Below are 14,958 nucleotides of genomic sequence, written 5' to 3'. Positions count from 1 at the left end.
CCGTGCCGTACGACTGTTCTTGGCGGGAGACGAGGAGAGCGTTACAGGCGTGGCGCCCGGGCCGGGAGGCGGGGGCCCGGGCGGGATGCAGAAGCGGGATCAGGGCTCCCAGTACAGTGCCTCGGCCCTGGCCCACTCGACGGTGATGTCCTCGTCGCCGTCGTGCCAGACCTCGGCGCGGACCCGGCCCTTGTCCGCGGAGTTGATGAAGCTGGTCCAGGTGCAGACGAACTTGCCCTCGCCGCCGTCGTGGGTCACGGCGTGGGCGGGCATGCCGGCCGAGCGGTAGAAGCCCTTGCCGTCGTCCTTGTTGCGGTAGTTGGCCAGCCGCAGCTGGATCTGCTGGCCCTTCTTCAGCCCGCTGACGCGCACCCCCACGGAGGCCGTGTAGTAGCAGGAGCCGAACAGGAAGCTCGGCTCGGCCTCCTTGTCCTGCCAGTCGCCGTCGATGTAGCGGCGGTTGAAGTGGATCGTGGTCCAGGTGCGGGGCTTGACCCGCCGCGTGTAGTCCCGGGTCTCGTACAGCGACCGCTTGGGCATGTCGTCCTCCTCGGGGGTGGTGCCGGGGTTCCACCCGGCGGGGTGCTTCAGCCGCTCGGCGACGCGGCGGCGCACGTCGGCCATCGAGATCCCGGGGCCGCGGGGGTCGATCTTCCCCGGCTGCCACTCCAGGTGGCCGATGACCGAGGTGTTCCCCTTCTTGCCCCAGCCGTGCGCGCGGCAGATGGCGGCGGAGGCGCGGACGATGGCCTCGACCTGCTCGGGGGGCCACGGGTCCTTGCCGTCGCCGAGGTTGACGCATTCGAAGCCGTAGAACCGGGCGTTGCCGTCGGTATTGGCCTTCTTGTCGGCGGGCAGCGCGCGTTCGTCGATGACGGCGGCGAGGACGTCGCCGTCCCCGGCTCCGGCGTGGTTAGCGCGGCCGTTGCCGACGAGATAGACCGTGCCGTTCTTGGCGATGACGCCGTGGCACAGCGGGCCCGGCAGGTCGGACCGGCCGTTGTAGCACAGCGCCACGGAGGAGTCGGTGCCGGTGGTGACGGTGTGGTGGATCATCACGCCGTGCACCGGGCCCCAGGCGCCCGCAGAGTTGCGGTTGTGCGTGCGCCAGGACTTGTACTCAACGACCTTCACGCCCTCGTCCTTGAGCGCCCGCACCAGGCGGTCGGCGGAAAGCGGTGATGCCATGGGGACTCCCGTCCGGGATCGGCGAACACGCGATATCACGATGTGTACGCCCACGGTCACGATGAGCGCAAGGGCGGATCGGCTCGCAACCGCGTGAGCGTCGTGCGCCCCGGCGCACGCATCCGGCCGCGCCCGAGCGGGCACCTGGGAGGGCGCTATCTGGGTAATCCCCGGCAGGAGCAGGGATCACGCACAGGAGGGACGCGACCGTGACACGCACAGTCCAGGCAGCGGCACTCTGGCTCCGGGCCAGGCCCATGGCGCTCAAGCAGTGCCCGCAGTGCGGGGCGACCTGCCCCGACGCCCGCGACGTCTGCCGTTCCTGCGGGCATCGCTTCTGACCACCCGGCCACCGGGAGGCCCGGTACCGCGCCGCCGCGGCGTTGCCTACCCTCGGTGGCGTGAGAACTGCCCCGCGCGCCGCGATAGTGACGGCCAGTTGGATCATCCCGTGTCTGTTCGCCGTTTCCGCGTGCGGAGGTGAGGAGGAGACCGCGGACGACGAGCGGGCCGCGTCGCCGCCGCCGGCGTCCTCGTCGCCGTCCGGGGACGCCGGCGAGCTGCTGGAGGGCCTGACGGCCGCCCCCGAGGAGTCCATGTCGGGCTACTCCCGGGAGCGCTTCCCGCACTGGAGCAGCAGCGACGGCTGCACCACCCGGCAGCTGGTGCTGCGCCGGGACGGCGAGGGCGTGGAGACCGACGACGAGTGCGACCCCGTCTCGGGCAGCTGGTACAGCCCGTACGACGGAGAGACGCTGACGGACTCCTCCGACGTCGACATCGACCACGTGGTGCCGCTGGCCGAGGCGTGGCGCTCCGGCGCCGCCTCATGGACGGACGAGCGGCGGGAGGAGTTCGCCAACGACCTGACGGCCCCGCAGCTGCTGGCCACCAGCGCCTCGTCCAACCGTTCCAAGGGTGACCAGGACCCGGCCGACTGGCGCCCGCCGCGCGAGGACTACTGGTGCACGTACGCGACCAGCTGGATCGAGGTCAAGCACGCGTACGAGCTGACGGTGGACGACGACGAACGGGAGGCGCTGGAGGAGATGCTCGGCCGCTGCTGATCCGGGCCGTCCGAGCCGCGTGTGCGCCCCGTCACGGTGCTGGCTCCTGCCCCAGCGCCCTTCCGGGCCTGTACGTTGGTCCTTGACTTCCGGGGGCCGGCGCAGGCTCCCGGTTTCCTGTGCCCCGCCAGAGTGCGTGTCCCGCCGCGGGGGCCGGCTCCTCCCGTCGAAAGAGCACCTGCCATGGACATCGCCACGCGCCGCCGCCGGCGGGCATTGTTCGTGTTCTTCTTCCTGCCCGGGCTGTCGATCTCCTCCTGGGTGACGAGGACGCCCGACATCCGGGACCAGCTGGACGTCTCCACCGCCCAGATGGGACTGGTGCTGTTCGGGCTGTCGGTCGGCTCCATGCTCGGGGTGCTCTGCTCCGGAGCGCTGGTGGCCCGGCTGGGCACGCGCCCGGTCACCGCCGGCGGCACGCTGCTGGTGATCGTCAGCATGACGGCCATCGGCGGCGGCACCCTGGTCTCCTCGGCGCCCGTGGTGACGGCCGGCCTGTTCCTGTTCGGCCTGGGCGTGGGCGGCGGCGAGGTCGCGATCAACATCGACGGTGCCGACGTGGAGCGGATCACCGGCCGGGCGGTGCTGCCGACGCTGCACGGGTTCTTCAGCCTCGGCACGGTGGCCGGCGCGGGCCTCGGCATCCTGTTCACCGCCGTCGACTTTCCGGTGCAGTGGCACCTGATCGCCATCGCCGCCGCCGCGGTGGGGCTGTTCGCACACGCCATCCGCGCCATCCCGGCGGGGGTGGGCAAGACACGCGGCGCAGCGGGCGGAGGCGGCCGGGACGGCGGCCAGAGCGGCGACGGCCAGGCGGAGACCGCCGCGCCGGCCGGGCCGGTGTGGAAGGACCCGCGGCTGCTCATGATCGGCGGGATCATCCTGGCCATGGCCCTGGCCGAAGGCGCCGCGAACGACTGGCTGCCGCTGCTGATGGTCGACGGCCACGGCCTGGACGACACGCTGGGGTCGGTCGTCTACGCGGGCTTCGCGGCAGCGATGTCCCTGGGCCGGTTCAGCGGCGGCTTCTTCATCGACCGGTTCGGCCGGGCCGTCGTCGTCCGCGCCAGCGCGGTGTCCGCGGCGCTCGGGCTGACGCTGGTGGTCTTCGTCGACTCCCCGGTGGCCGCCAGCGCGGCCGTGCTGTTCTGGGGGCTGGGCGCCTCGCTCGGCTTCCCGGTCGCGCTGTCCGCCGCCGGTGATTCCGGCCCCGACCCGGCAGCGCGCGTCAGCCTGGTGGCGATGCTCGGCTACGTCGCCTTCCTCGTCGGGCCGCCCGGCCTCGGCTTCCTCGGCGATCACTACGGGCTGCGCGCGGCGATGGGCGCCGTGCTCGTGTTCGTCGCCGCGGCCGTCTTCCTCGCTCCGGCCACCGCCCCGCGCCACGGCGCCGCCGCCCCGGCCGCCCGTGCCGCGGACACCACGGCCGGCGCCGGTACCGGCGCGCAGGCACCGCACGCCTGAGCGGCGCGCAGGAGTGCGTCACCTCCCGCGCCATGCCGCACCGGCGGTTCTCAGCCGGTGTGCTCGGCCTGGAACATCCAGTGGTGCTTCTCCAGCTCGGCGGTGATCTGGATCAGCAGGTCCTCCGTCACTGAGTCCACCTCGCCGACCGTAGTGAGCCGCTCACGCATCCGGACGATGACGGCGCCGAGGGCTTCGACCATGGTGCGGACGGCGTCGGTGTCGCGCAGCCAGCCCTCGCTGACCGTGCCGATGCCGGTGAACGCCGCCACGGTGGCCGCCCTGCCGTCCGGCGGAACGCCGAGGGCGGCGGCACGCTCCGCGACCGTGTCGGCGTGCCCGCGGGCCGTGGTGACGACCTCGTCGAGTTGCAGGTGGACGGAGCGGAAGCGGGGCCCCAGGACGTTCCAGTGCACTTGCTTGGCGACCAGCGAAAGGTCGACGAGGTCCACCAGGGCCCCCTGGAGAGCCTCACCCACCACCTTCACCGTCGTGTCGGGCAGAGTGCTCTTCACGGCGTGCATGCGACGCACCTTTCGACGTTCCTGCTCCCGGTCTCGCCTCCGGGTGCCCCGTTTCCGCCGGTGTACGCCCGCCCGGCGGCGCGTGGCGGTGGGTGCGCAACGGGCACGTCTCCTTGCGGCCATGGTCAATCGAGCCGCAGACCGGCGACCGGCCCTGGCCACGAACGGCGGAGAACCGCGTGGAGGAAGTGATCAGGCAGAGACAAGGAACGGGGAGGCGCGCTAGTAAGGGCGCGGATAGCCGTACCCGTGCTGCCGCAGCGCTCCGGGATGCTGCGGCGGCACGGCCCCGGCCGGAGCGTCGCGGTCGTAGAACGGCCGGGTGTTGGCCCGCAGCCACATCGCGACCGGGTCGTACGCGTCCGCCATGGCGACGGTGCCCACCGCCAGTCCTTCGGGCACCGCCGGCAGCGCCTGGCGCATCATCTGCCGCACGGCCTCCGCGCTGCGCTCCCCCGGCTCGTCCACGTCCAGCCCGATCACCAGGTAGGCGGGCCCCAGCGCGGGCTGGACCCACGCCCGGCGCAGGCTGCGCAGCACCGGGGTGCGCTGGGCGTGCAGCGCCAGCTGCTCGTAGAACGCGTCGGCGCTGATGCTCGGTTCGCTGATCCGCAGCGGACCGGCCGGCAGACGGTCAAGCCCGCCGGCGATGCGCCGCAGGTCGAGCCACGGCACGCCCAGGCCCCCGCCCGGGGCGTGCGGGTTGAGCCACAGCCCCCAGTGGTCCGGGTACAGCGCGGCGGCGATGTCGCGGCCGCTGACCACCTCGTAGTCCCGGGTCCAGCCACTGGCCCGCAGCTCGTGCTCCGAGGTGACACAGGGGGCGTAGCCGTGCCCGTTGACCTCGACGGCCCCGTACTGGGCGTCGGGATCGCCGGGGCGCCCGTGCCACAGCAGCATCCACACCTCGCCCTCGGCCAGCGCGGCCAGCAGGGCCTCGTACGTGTCGAGCCGGTCGGCCGTGACCCGCGGCAGCAGGTCCTCAACGCCACTCCCCGCGTTCACGTGGGACGGCCCTCCTCGCGACTCGCGTCTGCGGACATCCCCACCAGCTTAGGAGCCAGCGCCCGGGTCCCTCCCCCGCCGCGTCACGCCTCCCGGGTGTAGAACGGCCGCACACAGTGACGCAGCCAGTCCACGACCGGGTCCTCGGCGGCGTCGAGCAGCACCATCTGCACCGGCCACGCCACCGGATGCGCCGCGAGCGCACGACCGAGCGCCTCGTTGACGGCGATCCGGCTGTCCTCGTCGAGCTGGTCGGTCTCCACCCCGATGAACAGCGACGGGGGCCCGCCCTCCGCGCTGGCGAGCCCTCGCCGCCCGCTCCTGACGAACCACAGCGGCGCCAGCTCACGGGAGCACGCCGCGAGGAAGTCCAGCGGCTCGTCCTGCCAGTCGGGCTGGAACAGCCGCATCCGCGCTCCGGAGGGCACGCCGGGCACCCGCTCGCCCGGGGTGTCGCGGCACAGCTCGGCGACGGCAGCGGGCGGCACCGGAAGCCCCACCGTGCCGCCGGGGTTGACCGCGATGCCGAGCTGCGGCGGCATGCCGCGCGCCAGCTCCGGCACGGGCGCCACGGCGAACGACAGGTGCGAGGCGCCACCGAGGTGGTACTGCTCAGCCGAGCTGAACACCGGCACGTACGCCCCGCCGTTGATCTCGGTCGTCGGCAGCCGCAGCGTGCGGCTTTCCGGGCCGCCGCCCTCGGGCAGCGGCACCCACACCGAACTGCGCGCCAGCACCTTCAGCAGCGTGGGGGCGGCCTCCGGCCTGCCGAGCGAAGCCGCAAGCGCCTCCTCCAGCTCGTTGCTGGGCCAGCCGCCGCCGTAACCGGGCCCAGCGGGCCGCTCGGTACTCATCGCGCCCCCTCCATACCGTCGCCACCACCGTTCCTTCTCACGGATCGTTCCCCGGCACCCTAGCCCCCGGCGTGCGATGATGGGCCGCGCACCTGGCAGTCACCCCCCGGAGCTAGCGCCCATGTCCGTCACGCCCGATGCCGAACGTGCCCCTCGCGCCACGGCCCTGGAGGCCGTCCACCGCGAGCTGGGTGCCGTCATGACCGACTTCGCCGGCTGGCACATGCCACTGCGGTACGGCAGCGAGCGCGCCGAACACCAGGCCGTGCGGTCGGCGGCGGGCCTGTTCGACCTGTCGCACATGGGCGAGATCACCGTCACGGGGCCGGGCGCGGGCGCCTTCCTGGACTACGCGCTCGTCGGCAAGCTCGCCGCGCTGCGTCCCGGCCGTGCCCGGTACACCATGATCTGCGACGCCTCGGGCGGCATCCTCGACGACCTGATCGTCTACCGGCTGGCCGAGGACGAGTACCTGATCGTGGCCAACGCCGCCAACGCCGGAACCGTCCTCGAGGCGCTGTCCGAGCGGCTGAGCGGCTTCGACGCCACGGTGCGCGACGACCGCGACGCGTACGCCCTGCTCGCCGTGCAGGGCCCCGCCTCCCCCGCCATCCTCGGCCGCCTCACCGACGCCGACCTGGACGGGCTGCGGTACTACGCGGGCCTGCCCGGCACGGTCGCCGGGCGCGAGGCGCTCATCGCGCGCACCGGATACACCGGCGAGGACGGCTTCGAGCTGTTCTGTGCGCCTGCCGACGCCGAGCCGCTGTGGCGGGCGCTGACCGAGGCGGGGCGCGACGACGGCCTGGTCCCGTGCGGCCTGGCGTGCCGGGACACGCTGCGGCTGGAGGCCGGGATGCCGCTGTACGGGCACGAGCTGACGGACCGCCTCACGCCGTTCGACGCCGGTCTGGGCCGGGTCGTCCGCTTCGACAAGGACGGCGACTTCGTCGGGCGTGACAAGCTGTCGGCCGCCAAGGCCGCCGCGGAGGCGGAGGGGGACGGGACGGGGGGACGGCGCGTACTGACCGGCCTTGTGAGCCGGGGCCGGAGGGTGCCGCGCGCCGGATACCCGGTGGTGGACGCGGACGGCGCCGTCGTAGGCGAGGTGACGTCCGGGGCGGCCTCGCCGACCCTGGGCAAGCCCATCGCGATGGCGTACGTGGACGCGGCGCACGCCAAGCCGGGGACACAGGATGTGGCCGTGGACATCCGCGGCACGCGGGAACCGTACGACGTGGTTGCACTGCCGTTCTACCGGCGCGACTCGTGAGCAACCACCCGAACACACCCGAACGCGACACGCGCGAAGGAGAGTCACCGTCATGACCAACCCGGCCGAACTCCAGTACAGCAAGGAGCACGAGTGGCTGTCGGCCCCCCAGGACGGTGTGGCCACCGTCGGAATCACCGCGCACGCGGCGGACGCGCTCGGCGACGTCGTCTTCGTCGACTTGCCCGCGGCCGGGTCGCGCGTCACCGCGGGTGAGCCGTGCGGGGAGCTGGAGTCGACCAAGTCCGTGAGCGACCTGTACTCGCCGGTCTCGGGCGAGGTTACAGAGATCAATCAGAGCGCGGTCGACGACCCCTCCCTGATCAACTCGGAGCCGTTCGGCTCCGGCTGGCTGTTCCGGGTGCGCGTCGACGAGAGCGAGGGAGTGCCCGAGACGCTGATGTCAGCCCAGGAGTACGAGGAGTTCACGCAGGAGTGAGCGCCCCGCCCACGGCCGCAGTCACCCTGTGACGCCGTCGGCAACGGGCGGGGGCGAAGTCGCCGGAGGGGCGACGGGAGCCGCCGTCGCCCCCGCTCCGGTGAGCATGGCCAGCGCCGCGATGAACGCCAGCGGGTCCCGCGAGGCGATCTGCACCGGCTCGCCAGACCGAAGCGCTACCACAACGGCCGTCCGCCCGAGCGGAATGGCCCATGACCCGCCGACGAAAAGGGCCCGGCCTTCGCGGTGCAGGCGTCGCCGGGTCATCGTCTCCCGCTCGCTGCGGACAATGGGCGGCCCTGGACCCCGGTGGAGGTCCGCCAGAAACTCCTGCTCCTCCGCCACAGATCCGGGATCGATTTCGGATACGGGAATCCGCTGGAACCCGACCCGCAGGACGCTCTTCGTCAGCCTGATCCGGTGGAAAAAGAAGACGTGCAGGGAGCCGAGCACGGGGATCAGGAAGCAAAGCAGCACAGCACCGCAGAAGACGATGAACAAGCCGATACGTCGACGCATTTCTTCGTCAGCGGCGCACCATGCCACGAAGGAGAGGTATCCGAAGAACCACAGAGCTGGCCAGGCGAGTGAGCCGGACTCTTTGTACAGCGGGCGCCTCACAGCAGATCCTCCACAGCGTCCAGCACGCTTAGTGCGGCATCTTCAGCGGCTCCCACCACGGCTTCCCCAGCCACAGTCACCGCTGTCACGGGATCGGTGACCACGCTCCACGCCGCTTCGCCGACGCGTGCATAGGTCTGGGGGTCGGTCAGGCGCTCCCGCTCATTCCACACGACGGCGATTCCGTGAGCGACACCCATTCCCACTGTCGCTCCGACCGTAAACGGGTTAGGAGCGAGCAAGGCAGCCGTTAGAGCGGACTGAAAAGCTACGGACGTCACCTCGGTCATATAGCCGGAAGCGTCTTGCGCGAAGGCTTCCTCAGGACTGCCCCGAGCGAGCAGGCCCGCGGTTCCGGACAGCACGCTGTAGGCGCTGCCGACGATCCCCGCACCGCGGATGAAGCCCGCCACGCGGCTCGTCTCGCTCAGCGCCGACACGAACGACGCGAGCCGGTGAGCGCCTGCCGTGCGGGCCGTTGAGTACTGGAAGGAACCCAGGCGCAACAAGCTGACCTGCTGGGCGTTCCGCATGTTTCCCAGCGCTCCGGCCCGGTAAATGCGCCGCGCCAGCCGGTTGTCGCCGCCCAGGAGGCGGGCGGTCTGCTGGTTGACGCCGAACGTGGCACGGCGGGCGGCCCAGCGGCTGGGGACACGGCCAGTGGAGCCGTAGTGCGCGAGATACGTCGGACCCATGCCAAGCGGGGCCGACAGCGGGCTGCCCGGGCGCCAGGCCAGCAGGCCCCTGAGACCGTAGTACGCGGCGCCCAGCGGCACGCTCGCGTCCTCATACACCCCGTAGATGTCACCTGCCGTTGTCCAGCCCCGCAGCAGGCAGGCCCGGGTGCGCAGGTCGGCGGCGGTCTCGCTGGCCCAGCTCTGAAGCGGGTCGAGCGGCCGCAGCAGATCGCGCGCCCCGAGGTCACTGGCACGCACGAACAGCCGCTGGAGTTCGGCCACGACGCCTGTGCCGCCGTCCTGGTGGTCAAGGAGGTCCGCGAGCTGCTCCAGGTCAGCAGGGTTGGCGCTGCGGACGTCGCGCACGGCGGAACCTCCGACTGCCGCTAGTGACGGATTCACGACTTTCCGTCACGTTACGCGGAAGCGCGCGGGCGGCTCCACGCCGGTGCCACCCGCCGGAGGTACGGCATACTTGTTCGGGCCGTCACCTGACGATGGTCTGCGACTCCTCGACCACGATCGTCTGCGTCGTCTCGAATGTGCCGCCGGGGAGGGGGTTCCGCCCTTCGGTCTGGGAGCCGGTCCAGTAGACCTCCCACGTGAGGCTCGCCGTCAGTTCGTACGGCCCGGTGCCGTGCGTGGAACGCAGGTACGTCAGTCCGCACGGGGGGTCCTCGCCCTCCCGGCTCTCGTCCCACGGCTCACCGATGCGTCCGTCGTCGCGGAGAGCGCACTCGCCGGAGGACGGGAACAGCTGGGCGTCCTCGGTGCCCGCGTCGATCGTCAGCGAGACCGGCTCAGCCGTGGTCTCGGCCCACACCCCATTGATCGGCAACTCGGCGCGCACGGTCCTGGGTTCGAGGTCGGCCGCCTGCATCCAGATCCAGGTGGGAAGATTGACGATCTGGTCTCCGCTGGGACTGAGCTCGATTTCCGTCTCGGGGATGTCGATCTCGTCGTAGGCGTATTCCGCCAGCATCTCGTCGGTGATGGCCTCGTCGAGGTCCGGTACCTCGACGGGATCTCCCCAGAAGATGGGCTCCACGCAGTCGGTTCCGGCCCGGTACTCGTCCTCCCGGTTGGGGTTGATCACCGGGCGCCACCAGAGGCCGTCCTCTTCGGCGTCGAGGTTGTAGTTGTCGTAACCGCGCATGGCGTAGCGGCTGTCGAGGTTATACGCCCAGTCCTCGGGGTTGTTGTCACGGTAGATGTCCGTGAACGCCTCGTGGGGCGAGTTGATGTTCAGTGCGCGGTTGGCTCTGCCGTTCTCCGCCGCCATAGCTTCGACCGCGTCGGCGAACTCCTGCGCGGTCAGCCAGGGTTCGTACCAGCAGACCGGTGGTGTCCAAGACGTGTCGAGCGGTTCGAGGTTCCCCCCGTCTCCCCCGGTGTCCCCCGTGACCACGATCTCCGTGGCCGTGGCCTCTGCGGACAGCACCCCGGCGCCGTCATGGCTGCCCGTTCCGCTGCCTTCATCCCCATGCCCACCACCAAGCGCGCCTGCTGTCGTCGTGGAAGCCCCTGCCAGGAGAGCTCCCCCCGCCAGCACCGCGATGACCCGGGCGAGGCTCAACGCCCGGCTCATGATGAGCAGTCCCTCCTGTCGGTGTGCACATTCGTCGTCATCCACACGCCCCGGTCATCCTTCTCAAGATTCGTCGTGTAGAAGAGATCGGTCTGTTCGGGCGCGGGTTCGGGTTCCCCTGTTTCCAAGTTGACCGCCCGGGCATCCCGCTCGTCCGCGCAGTAGGTGAGAAGCGCCTGCGTCTGCCCCTCAATGGTCACCTCTGGGGCAACGTACCGGATCGTTCCCTCAATAGTCAGGTCATACTCCGTGAAGCCCTCGATCCAGTAGATCGCGTTTTCCAGCCCTTCCCCCTCCGCGTGATAAAACAGCACAGGTTCGGCTTCTGGGTTTCGTTCCTCAGCCGCCGCAGCAAAGATCGCACGCAGGCGTTCCCGGCCATCGTTGAGGACTTCCTGTTCAAGTGCGTCACTCGATTCCCAGCCCTCGAAGACCAGCTCGAGGTCCTCCGGCAGCACGATCTCCGGGCGGTCGACGCCGTCGTCCTGCGGCTCCTCTGACGCGGATGCGTCCTGCTGCTCGCTGTTGCCCTGGTCCACGCCCTCGATCTCGTCGTCGGCGCCATCCGATCCGCCGCCTCCGCAGGCCGTGACGGCGAGGGCAGTGACGGCGGCTGTGGCGAGAAGGGCGGTGCGGAAACGGCGGATCGGCATGCGGGCCCCGTTCGTCGTCGTGATCGTCGCGATGGGTACATGTCCGGCTGGACACGGTCACACTACCGATGCGCTCCGTTGATCAGCAGCCCTTCCCACAAACTCGCAATTGACCCCATTTGCGGGCAATAGCGGCCATTGGTGTTATGGACACATGACGATGTCACCGTTCGGGCCGTCTCCCGACCCCTTCTCCGAGCTGCTCAACCGCTTCTTCGGCATGTCCCCGGGCACGGCGCCGCCAGCCGTGCAGCGGGTACCGATCGGACGGCTGCTGTCGGACGCCGGGCGCGAACTGATCTCTCTCGCCTCGGAACGAGCCGCCGAGGCCGGCACCGGTGACCTCGACACCGAGCATCTGCTCTGGGCCAGCACGAAGGTGGAGCCGGCCCGCGGACTGCTGGAGCGGGCCGGCGCAGATCCCGACGCGGTGGCGGAGGCCGTGGAAGCGGTGCTGCCCGCCGAGGGGGCGGTGCCGTCGGCCCAGCCGGGGCTGACCCCCGCCGCGAAACGGACGCTGATTGCGGCGCACGGTCGTTCGCAGGCGGCTGGGGAGTCATACATCGGGCCCGAGCACATCCTCGCGGCGCTCGCGGACAACCCGGGCTCCGGCGCCGGTCGCATCCTCCAGGACCTGCGGGTCGACACCGGCCGGGTGGCGCGCGAGGGACGCGAGGCCCGGGGGCGCGGCCGGGCGGCGGCGTCCGGGGGCGGCGGGGAGGCGAGCCAGACCCCGACGCTCGACCAGTACGGGCGCGATCTCACGCAGGAGGCGCGTGCCGGGAAGCTGGACCCGGTGGTGGGACGGGCGGAGGAGATCGAGCAGACCGTGGAGATTCTCTCCCGCCGCGCCAAGAATAACCCGGTGCTGGTCGGCGAGCCGGGTGTCGGGAAGACGGCGATCGTCGAAGGGCTCGCCCAGCGCATCGTGAGCGGCGACGTGCCGCGGTCGCTGCGGGACCGGCGGGTCGTGGCGCTGGACATGACGGGCCTGGTGGCCGGCTCGCGCTACCGGGGTGACTTCGAGGAGCGGCTGCGCAACGTCATCGAGGAGGTGAAGGCGGCCGAGCACGCCGTGATCCTGTTCATCGACGAGCTGCACACCGTGGTAGGGGCGGGTGCGGGCGGCGAGGGCGGCACGATGGACGCCGCCGACATCCTCAAGCCGGCCCTGGCGCGCGGCGAGCTGCACGTCGTCGGGGCGACGACGCTGGACGAGTACCGCCGGCACGTGGAGAAGGACGCCGCGCTTGAGCGCCGCTTCCAGCCGGTGACGGTGCCCGAGCCGACGGTGGACGAGACGGTGCGGATCCTGGAGGGCCTGCGCGACTCCTACGAGGCGCACCATCAGGTGCGGTTCTCCGACGAGGCGCTGGCGGCGGCGGCCGAGCTGTCGGACCGGTACCTGACGGACCGGTTCCTGCCGGACAAGGCGATCGACCTGGTGGACCAGGCAGGCGCGCGGGCGCGGCTCAGCTCGCTGGGGCGCTCGACCGAGGTGGTCGGGCGCGAGGACGAGATCGCGCAGCTCAACCGCGAGAAGGACCAGGCGATCGCGGGCGAGGAGTACGAGCGGGCGGCCGAGATCAAGCGGCGGATCGGTGAGCTGGAGGCGGAGCTGGCGGCGATCGCGGAGCGGCGCGAGGGCGTGCGGGAGGTGACGGCGGCGGACATCGCCGACGTGCTGTCGCGGCGCACGGGGATCCCGGTGGCGGAGCTGACCGAGAGCGAGCGGGAGCGGCTGCTGCGGCTGGAGGAGGCGCTGCACGAGCGGGTGGTCGGTCAGGACGAGGCGGTGACGGCGGTTGCCGAGGCGGTGCGCCGCAACCGCGCGGGCATGGGCGATCCGGACCGGCCCGTCGGCTCGTTCCTCTTCCTGGGGCCGACGGGCGTGGGCAAGACGGAGCTGGCGAAGGCGCTGGCGGCGCTGCTGTTCGGCGATGAGGACCGGCTGGTGCGGTTCGACATGAGTGAGTACCAGGAGCGGCACACGGTCTCGCGGCTGGTGGGCGCCCCGCCGGGGTACGTCGGGCACGAGGAGGCGGGGCAGCTGACGGAGCGGGTGCGGCGGCAGCCGTACAGCGTGCTGCTGTTCGACGAGATCGAGAAGGCGCACCCGGACGTGTTCCACACCCTGCTCCAGGTGCTGGACGACGGACGGCTGACGGACGTGCACGGCAGGACCGTGAACTTCCGGAACACCGTGGTGATCATGACGAGCAATATCGGGGCGCACCGCATCCTGGCCCACCGGGGCGACGCCAGGGAGGTGCGGGCGGATCTGATGAAGGACCTCAGCGGGCGGTTCCCGCCGGAGTTCCTCAACCGGATCGACGAGACGATCGTCTTCCACCGCCTCGGCGCCGCGGAGCTGGACCAGATCGTGGATCTGCTGCTGGAACGGAGCCGGCGGCGGGTGCGCGCCCAGGGCATGAGGCTGGAGGTGACGGACGCGGCCCGGCAGCTGCTGGTGGAGCACGGGCACCAGCCGGAGTACGGGGCGCGCCCGCTGCGCCGGACGATCCAGACGGAGCTGGACGGCCGGATCGCCTCGCTGCTGCTCAGCGGTGAGGCGCGTCCTGGGGACACGCTCACGGCGGACGCGCGCGACGGGCAGCTGGTGTGCTCGGTGGCGGCGGCGGAGGCGGAGTCGGACGCGGAGGAAGAGGGGATGCCTCCGGCGGCGTGAGGGCGCCAGGGTTTCCGGACGTGCCTGCGCCGGGCGCGTGGGCCGTTGAGGTGGCACCCGCGGACATACGGCCCGTCTGTCATTTCATCATCACGCCCCGTTCGTAGCGTGGGCGCATGACCAATTGCGAACTCAGCCGCCGTACTGTCATCGGTTTCGGCGGGGCCGGGATCGCGGGGGCCGTTCTCGGCGTGCACGGCGGCGAGGCGGCGGGGGTGACGCGGCATCTGGCGGGCGAGACGTACGTGCTGGCGGCGAGCCCGGCTGGGGCCACCTGGCTGCCCGAACCGGGCCTGGTACGGCGGGATATCACCGACGGGAAGCCGGGCGTGCCGATGGAGCTGCGGCTGGCGGTGCACCGCGAGGGCGGCGGCCCGGTGGCGGGCGCGGGCGTCGAGGTGTGGCACTGCGACGCCTGGGGCTACTACGCGGGCTGCCCCAGCGGCCGTCCCGGCGGGGAGGTGCCCGCGGCGGGCGCGGAGCGCTGCGGAGCCGACCCGGAGACGTACCTGCGGGGCGCGCAGCGGACGGGAAGCGACGGAACGGTGGTGTTCCGCACGATCGTGCCCGGCTGGTACGGGCGGCGCGCGCCGCACGTGCACGTCGTGGTGCACGAGGACGGGTTCTCTCACACGGGCCAGCTCTTCGTCGGTGACGAAGTCGCCGACGAGGTGCGCGGGCGCGAGCCCTACCGCAGGCATGGCGGCGACGGGCCCGCGCGGCTGGCCGAGGACCGCGTCTATCCGGGCGGCGGCGCGCGCGGCGGCCTGCTCACCGTGGAGCGTGCTCCCGGTGAGCGGGGCTACACCGCGCGCGCCGTGCTCGGTCTCTCCGCCGCTGGCTGAGCCCGGCCGTTGCCCGGGGATGCCCCGGATGGGGCTGGAGCAGACCGAAGGCCCTGCCAGGGGGCCGCGCC

14 protein-coding genes are annotated in these 14,958 nt (G+C 71.7%); 6 read left to right on the top strand and 8 right to left on the bottom strand.

The window, feature by feature from the left end:
- Positions 1 to 99: 99 nt before the first annotated feature.
- On the bottom strand, positions 100 to 1,188 hold the full coding sequence (locus JK356_RS01830; RefSeq protein WP_201865659.1) for an N-acetylmuramoyl-L-alanine amidase: 1,089 nt from the start codon (positions 1,186 to 1,188) through the stop codon (positions 100 to 102).
- A gap of 401 nt (positions 1,189 to 1,589) precedes the next feature.
- Between JK356_RS01830 and JK356_RS01825 the strand changes: the two genes are divergently transcribed.
- Both JK356_RS01825 and JK356_RS01820 read left to right on the top strand, forming a co-directional pair.
- Positions 1,590 to 2,255 (top strand): HNH endonuclease family protein, encoded by a 666-nt coding sequence (locus JK356_RS01825; RefSeq protein ID WP_307815356.1) that lies wholly within the window; start codon positions 1,590 to 1,592, stop codon positions 2,253 to 2,255.
- A 183-nt stretch (positions 2,256 to 2,438) separates the two neighbouring features.
- Positions 2,439 to 3,719, top strand: a complete 1,281-nt coding sequence (locus JK356_RS01820) for an MFS transporter (RefSeq protein ID WP_201865657.1) — start codon at positions 2,439 to 2,441, stop codon at positions 3,717 to 3,719.
- A gap of 50 nt (positions 3,720 to 3,769) precedes the next feature.
- Here the strand turns inward: JK356_RS01820 and JK356_RS01815 are convergent, their stop codons facing one another.
- The 3 genes from JK356_RS01815 to JK356_RS01805 form a co-directional block, all read right to left on the bottom strand.
- Complete coding sequence (locus tag JK356_RS01815) at positions 3,770 to 4,243, bottom strand: Dps family protein (protein WP_201865656.1); 474 nt, start codon at positions 4,241 to 4,243, stop codon at positions 3,770 to 3,772.
- 222 nt (positions 4,244 to 4,465) lie between these two features.
- Entirely contained in the window at positions 4,466 to 5,248 is a 783-nt protein-coding gene (locus JK356_RS01810) for an enhanced serine sensitivity protein SseB C-terminal domain-containing protein (RefSeq protein ID WP_307815355.1), read from the bottom strand.
- 83 nt (positions 5,249 to 5,331) lie between these two features.
- Positions 5,332 to 6,102, bottom strand: a complete 771-nt coding sequence (locus tag JK356_RS01805; protein ID WP_201865655.1) for an enhanced serine sensitivity protein SseB — start codon at positions 6,100 to 6,102, stop codon at positions 5,332 to 5,334.
- Between the two features lie 121 nt (positions 6,103 to 6,223).
- On the opposite strand from JK356_RS01805, the gene gcvT reads away from it, so the two are divergent.
- Both gcvT and gcvH read left to right on the top strand, forming a co-directional pair.
- Complete coding sequence (gene gcvT, locus JK356_RS01800) at positions 6,224 to 7,375, top strand: glycine cleavage system aminomethyltransferase GcvT (RefSeq protein ID WP_201865654.1); 1,152 nt, start codon at positions 6,224 to 6,226, stop codon at positions 7,373 to 7,375.
- Between the two features lie 52 nt (positions 7,376 to 7,427).
- Positions 7,428 to 7,814, top strand: a complete 387-nt coding sequence (gcvH, locus tag JK356_RS01795; RefSeq protein ID WP_201865653.1) for a glycine cleavage system protein GcvH — start codon at positions 7,428 to 7,430, stop codon at positions 7,812 to 7,814.
- Between the two features lie 21 nt (positions 7,815 to 7,835).
- Here the strand turns inward: gcvH and JK356_RS01790 are convergent, their stop codons facing one another.
- From JK356_RS01790 to JK356_RS01775, 4 genes are all read right to left on the bottom strand, one after another.
- Entirely contained in the window at positions 7,836 to 8,435 is a 600-nt protein-coding gene (locus JK356_RS01790) for a hypothetical protein (protein WP_201865652.1), read from the bottom strand.
- Complete coding sequence (locus tag JK356_RS01785; RefSeq protein WP_201865651.1) at positions 8,432 to 9,478, bottom strand: hypothetical protein; 1,047 nt, start codon at positions 9,476 to 9,478, stop codon at positions 8,432 to 8,434. Before JK356_RS01785 ends, JK356_RS01790 begins: the two co-directional genes overlap by 4 nt.
- A gap of 121 nt (positions 9,479 to 9,599) precedes the next feature.
- Entirely contained in the window at positions 9,600 to 10,553 is a 954-nt protein-coding gene (locus tag JK356_RS01780) for a hypothetical protein (protein ID WP_201865650.1), read from the bottom strand.
- Between the two features lie 143 nt (positions 10,554 to 10,696).
- Positions 10,697 to 11,353 (bottom strand): hypothetical protein, encoded by a 657-nt coding sequence (locus JK356_RS01775; protein WP_201865649.1) that lies wholly within the window; start codon positions 11,351 to 11,353, stop codon positions 10,697 to 10,699.
- Positions 11,354 to 11,507: 154 nt separating this feature from the next.
- On the opposite strand from JK356_RS01775, the gene JK356_RS01770 reads away from it, so the two are divergent.
- Together JK356_RS01770 and JK356_RS01765 are read left to right on the top strand one after the other, a co-directional pair.
- Positions 11,508 to 14,042 (top strand): ATP-dependent Clp protease ATP-binding subunit, encoded by a 2,535-nt coding sequence (locus tag JK356_RS01770; protein WP_201865648.1) that lies wholly within the window; start codon positions 11,508 to 11,510, stop codon positions 14,040 to 14,042.
- A gap of 116 nt (positions 14,043 to 14,158) precedes the next feature.
- Positions 14,159 to 14,887: a protocatechuate dioxygenase gene (locus tag JK356_RS01765; RefSeq protein ID WP_201865647.1), complete on the top strand. Its 729-nt coding sequence runs from the start codon at positions 14,159 to 14,161 to the stop codon at positions 14,885 to 14,887.
- Positions 14,888 to 14,958 lie beyond the last annotated feature (71 nt).

It is taken from the genome of Streptomyces sp. 7-21 (assembly GCF_016741785.1).
In the GTDB taxonomy this organism is placed as follows: domain Bacteria; phylum Actinomycetota; class Actinomycetes; order Streptomycetales; family Streptomycetaceae; genus Streptomyces.
The sequence above is the reverse complement of the archived record's forward strand: the minus strand, read 5'-3'. Positions and strand labels throughout refer to the sequence as shown.

Coding starts and splice junctions, on each gene's coding strand:
- JK356_RS01820 (WP_201865657.1), top strand. CDS start 2,439: ATGGACATCGCCACGCGCCGCCGCCGGCGGGCATTGTTCGTGTTCTTC.
- JK356_RS01805 (WP_201865655.1), bottom strand. CDS start 6,102: ATGAGTACCGAGCGGCCCGCTGGGCCCGGTTACGGCGGCGGCTGGCCC.
- gcvT (WP_201865654.1), top strand. CDS start 6,224: ATGTCCGTCACGCCCGATGCCGAACGTGCCCCTCGCGCCACGGCCCTG.
- JK356_RS01830 (WP_201865659.1), bottom strand. CDS start 1,188: ATGGCATCACCGCTTTCCGCCGACCGCCTGGTGCGGGCGCTCAAGGAC.
- gcvH (WP_201865653.1), top strand. CDS start 7,428: ATGACCAACCCGGCCGAACTCCAGTACAGCAAGGAGCACGAGTGGCTG.
- JK356_RS01770 (WP_201865648.1), top strand. CDS start 11,508: ATGACGATGTCACCGTTCGGGCCGTCTCCCGACCCCTTCTCCGAGCTG.
- JK356_RS01765 (WP_201865647.1), top strand. CDS start 14,159: ATGACCAATTGCGAACTCAGCCGCCGTACTGTCATCGGTTTCGGCGGG.
- JK356_RS01775 (WP_201865649.1), bottom strand. CDS start 11,353: ATGCCGATCCGCCGTTTCCGCACCGCCCTTCTCGCCACAGCCGCCGTC.
- JK356_RS01815 (WP_201865656.1), bottom strand. CDS start 4,243: ATGCACGCCGTGAAGAGCACTCTGCCCGACACGACGGTGAAGGTGGTG.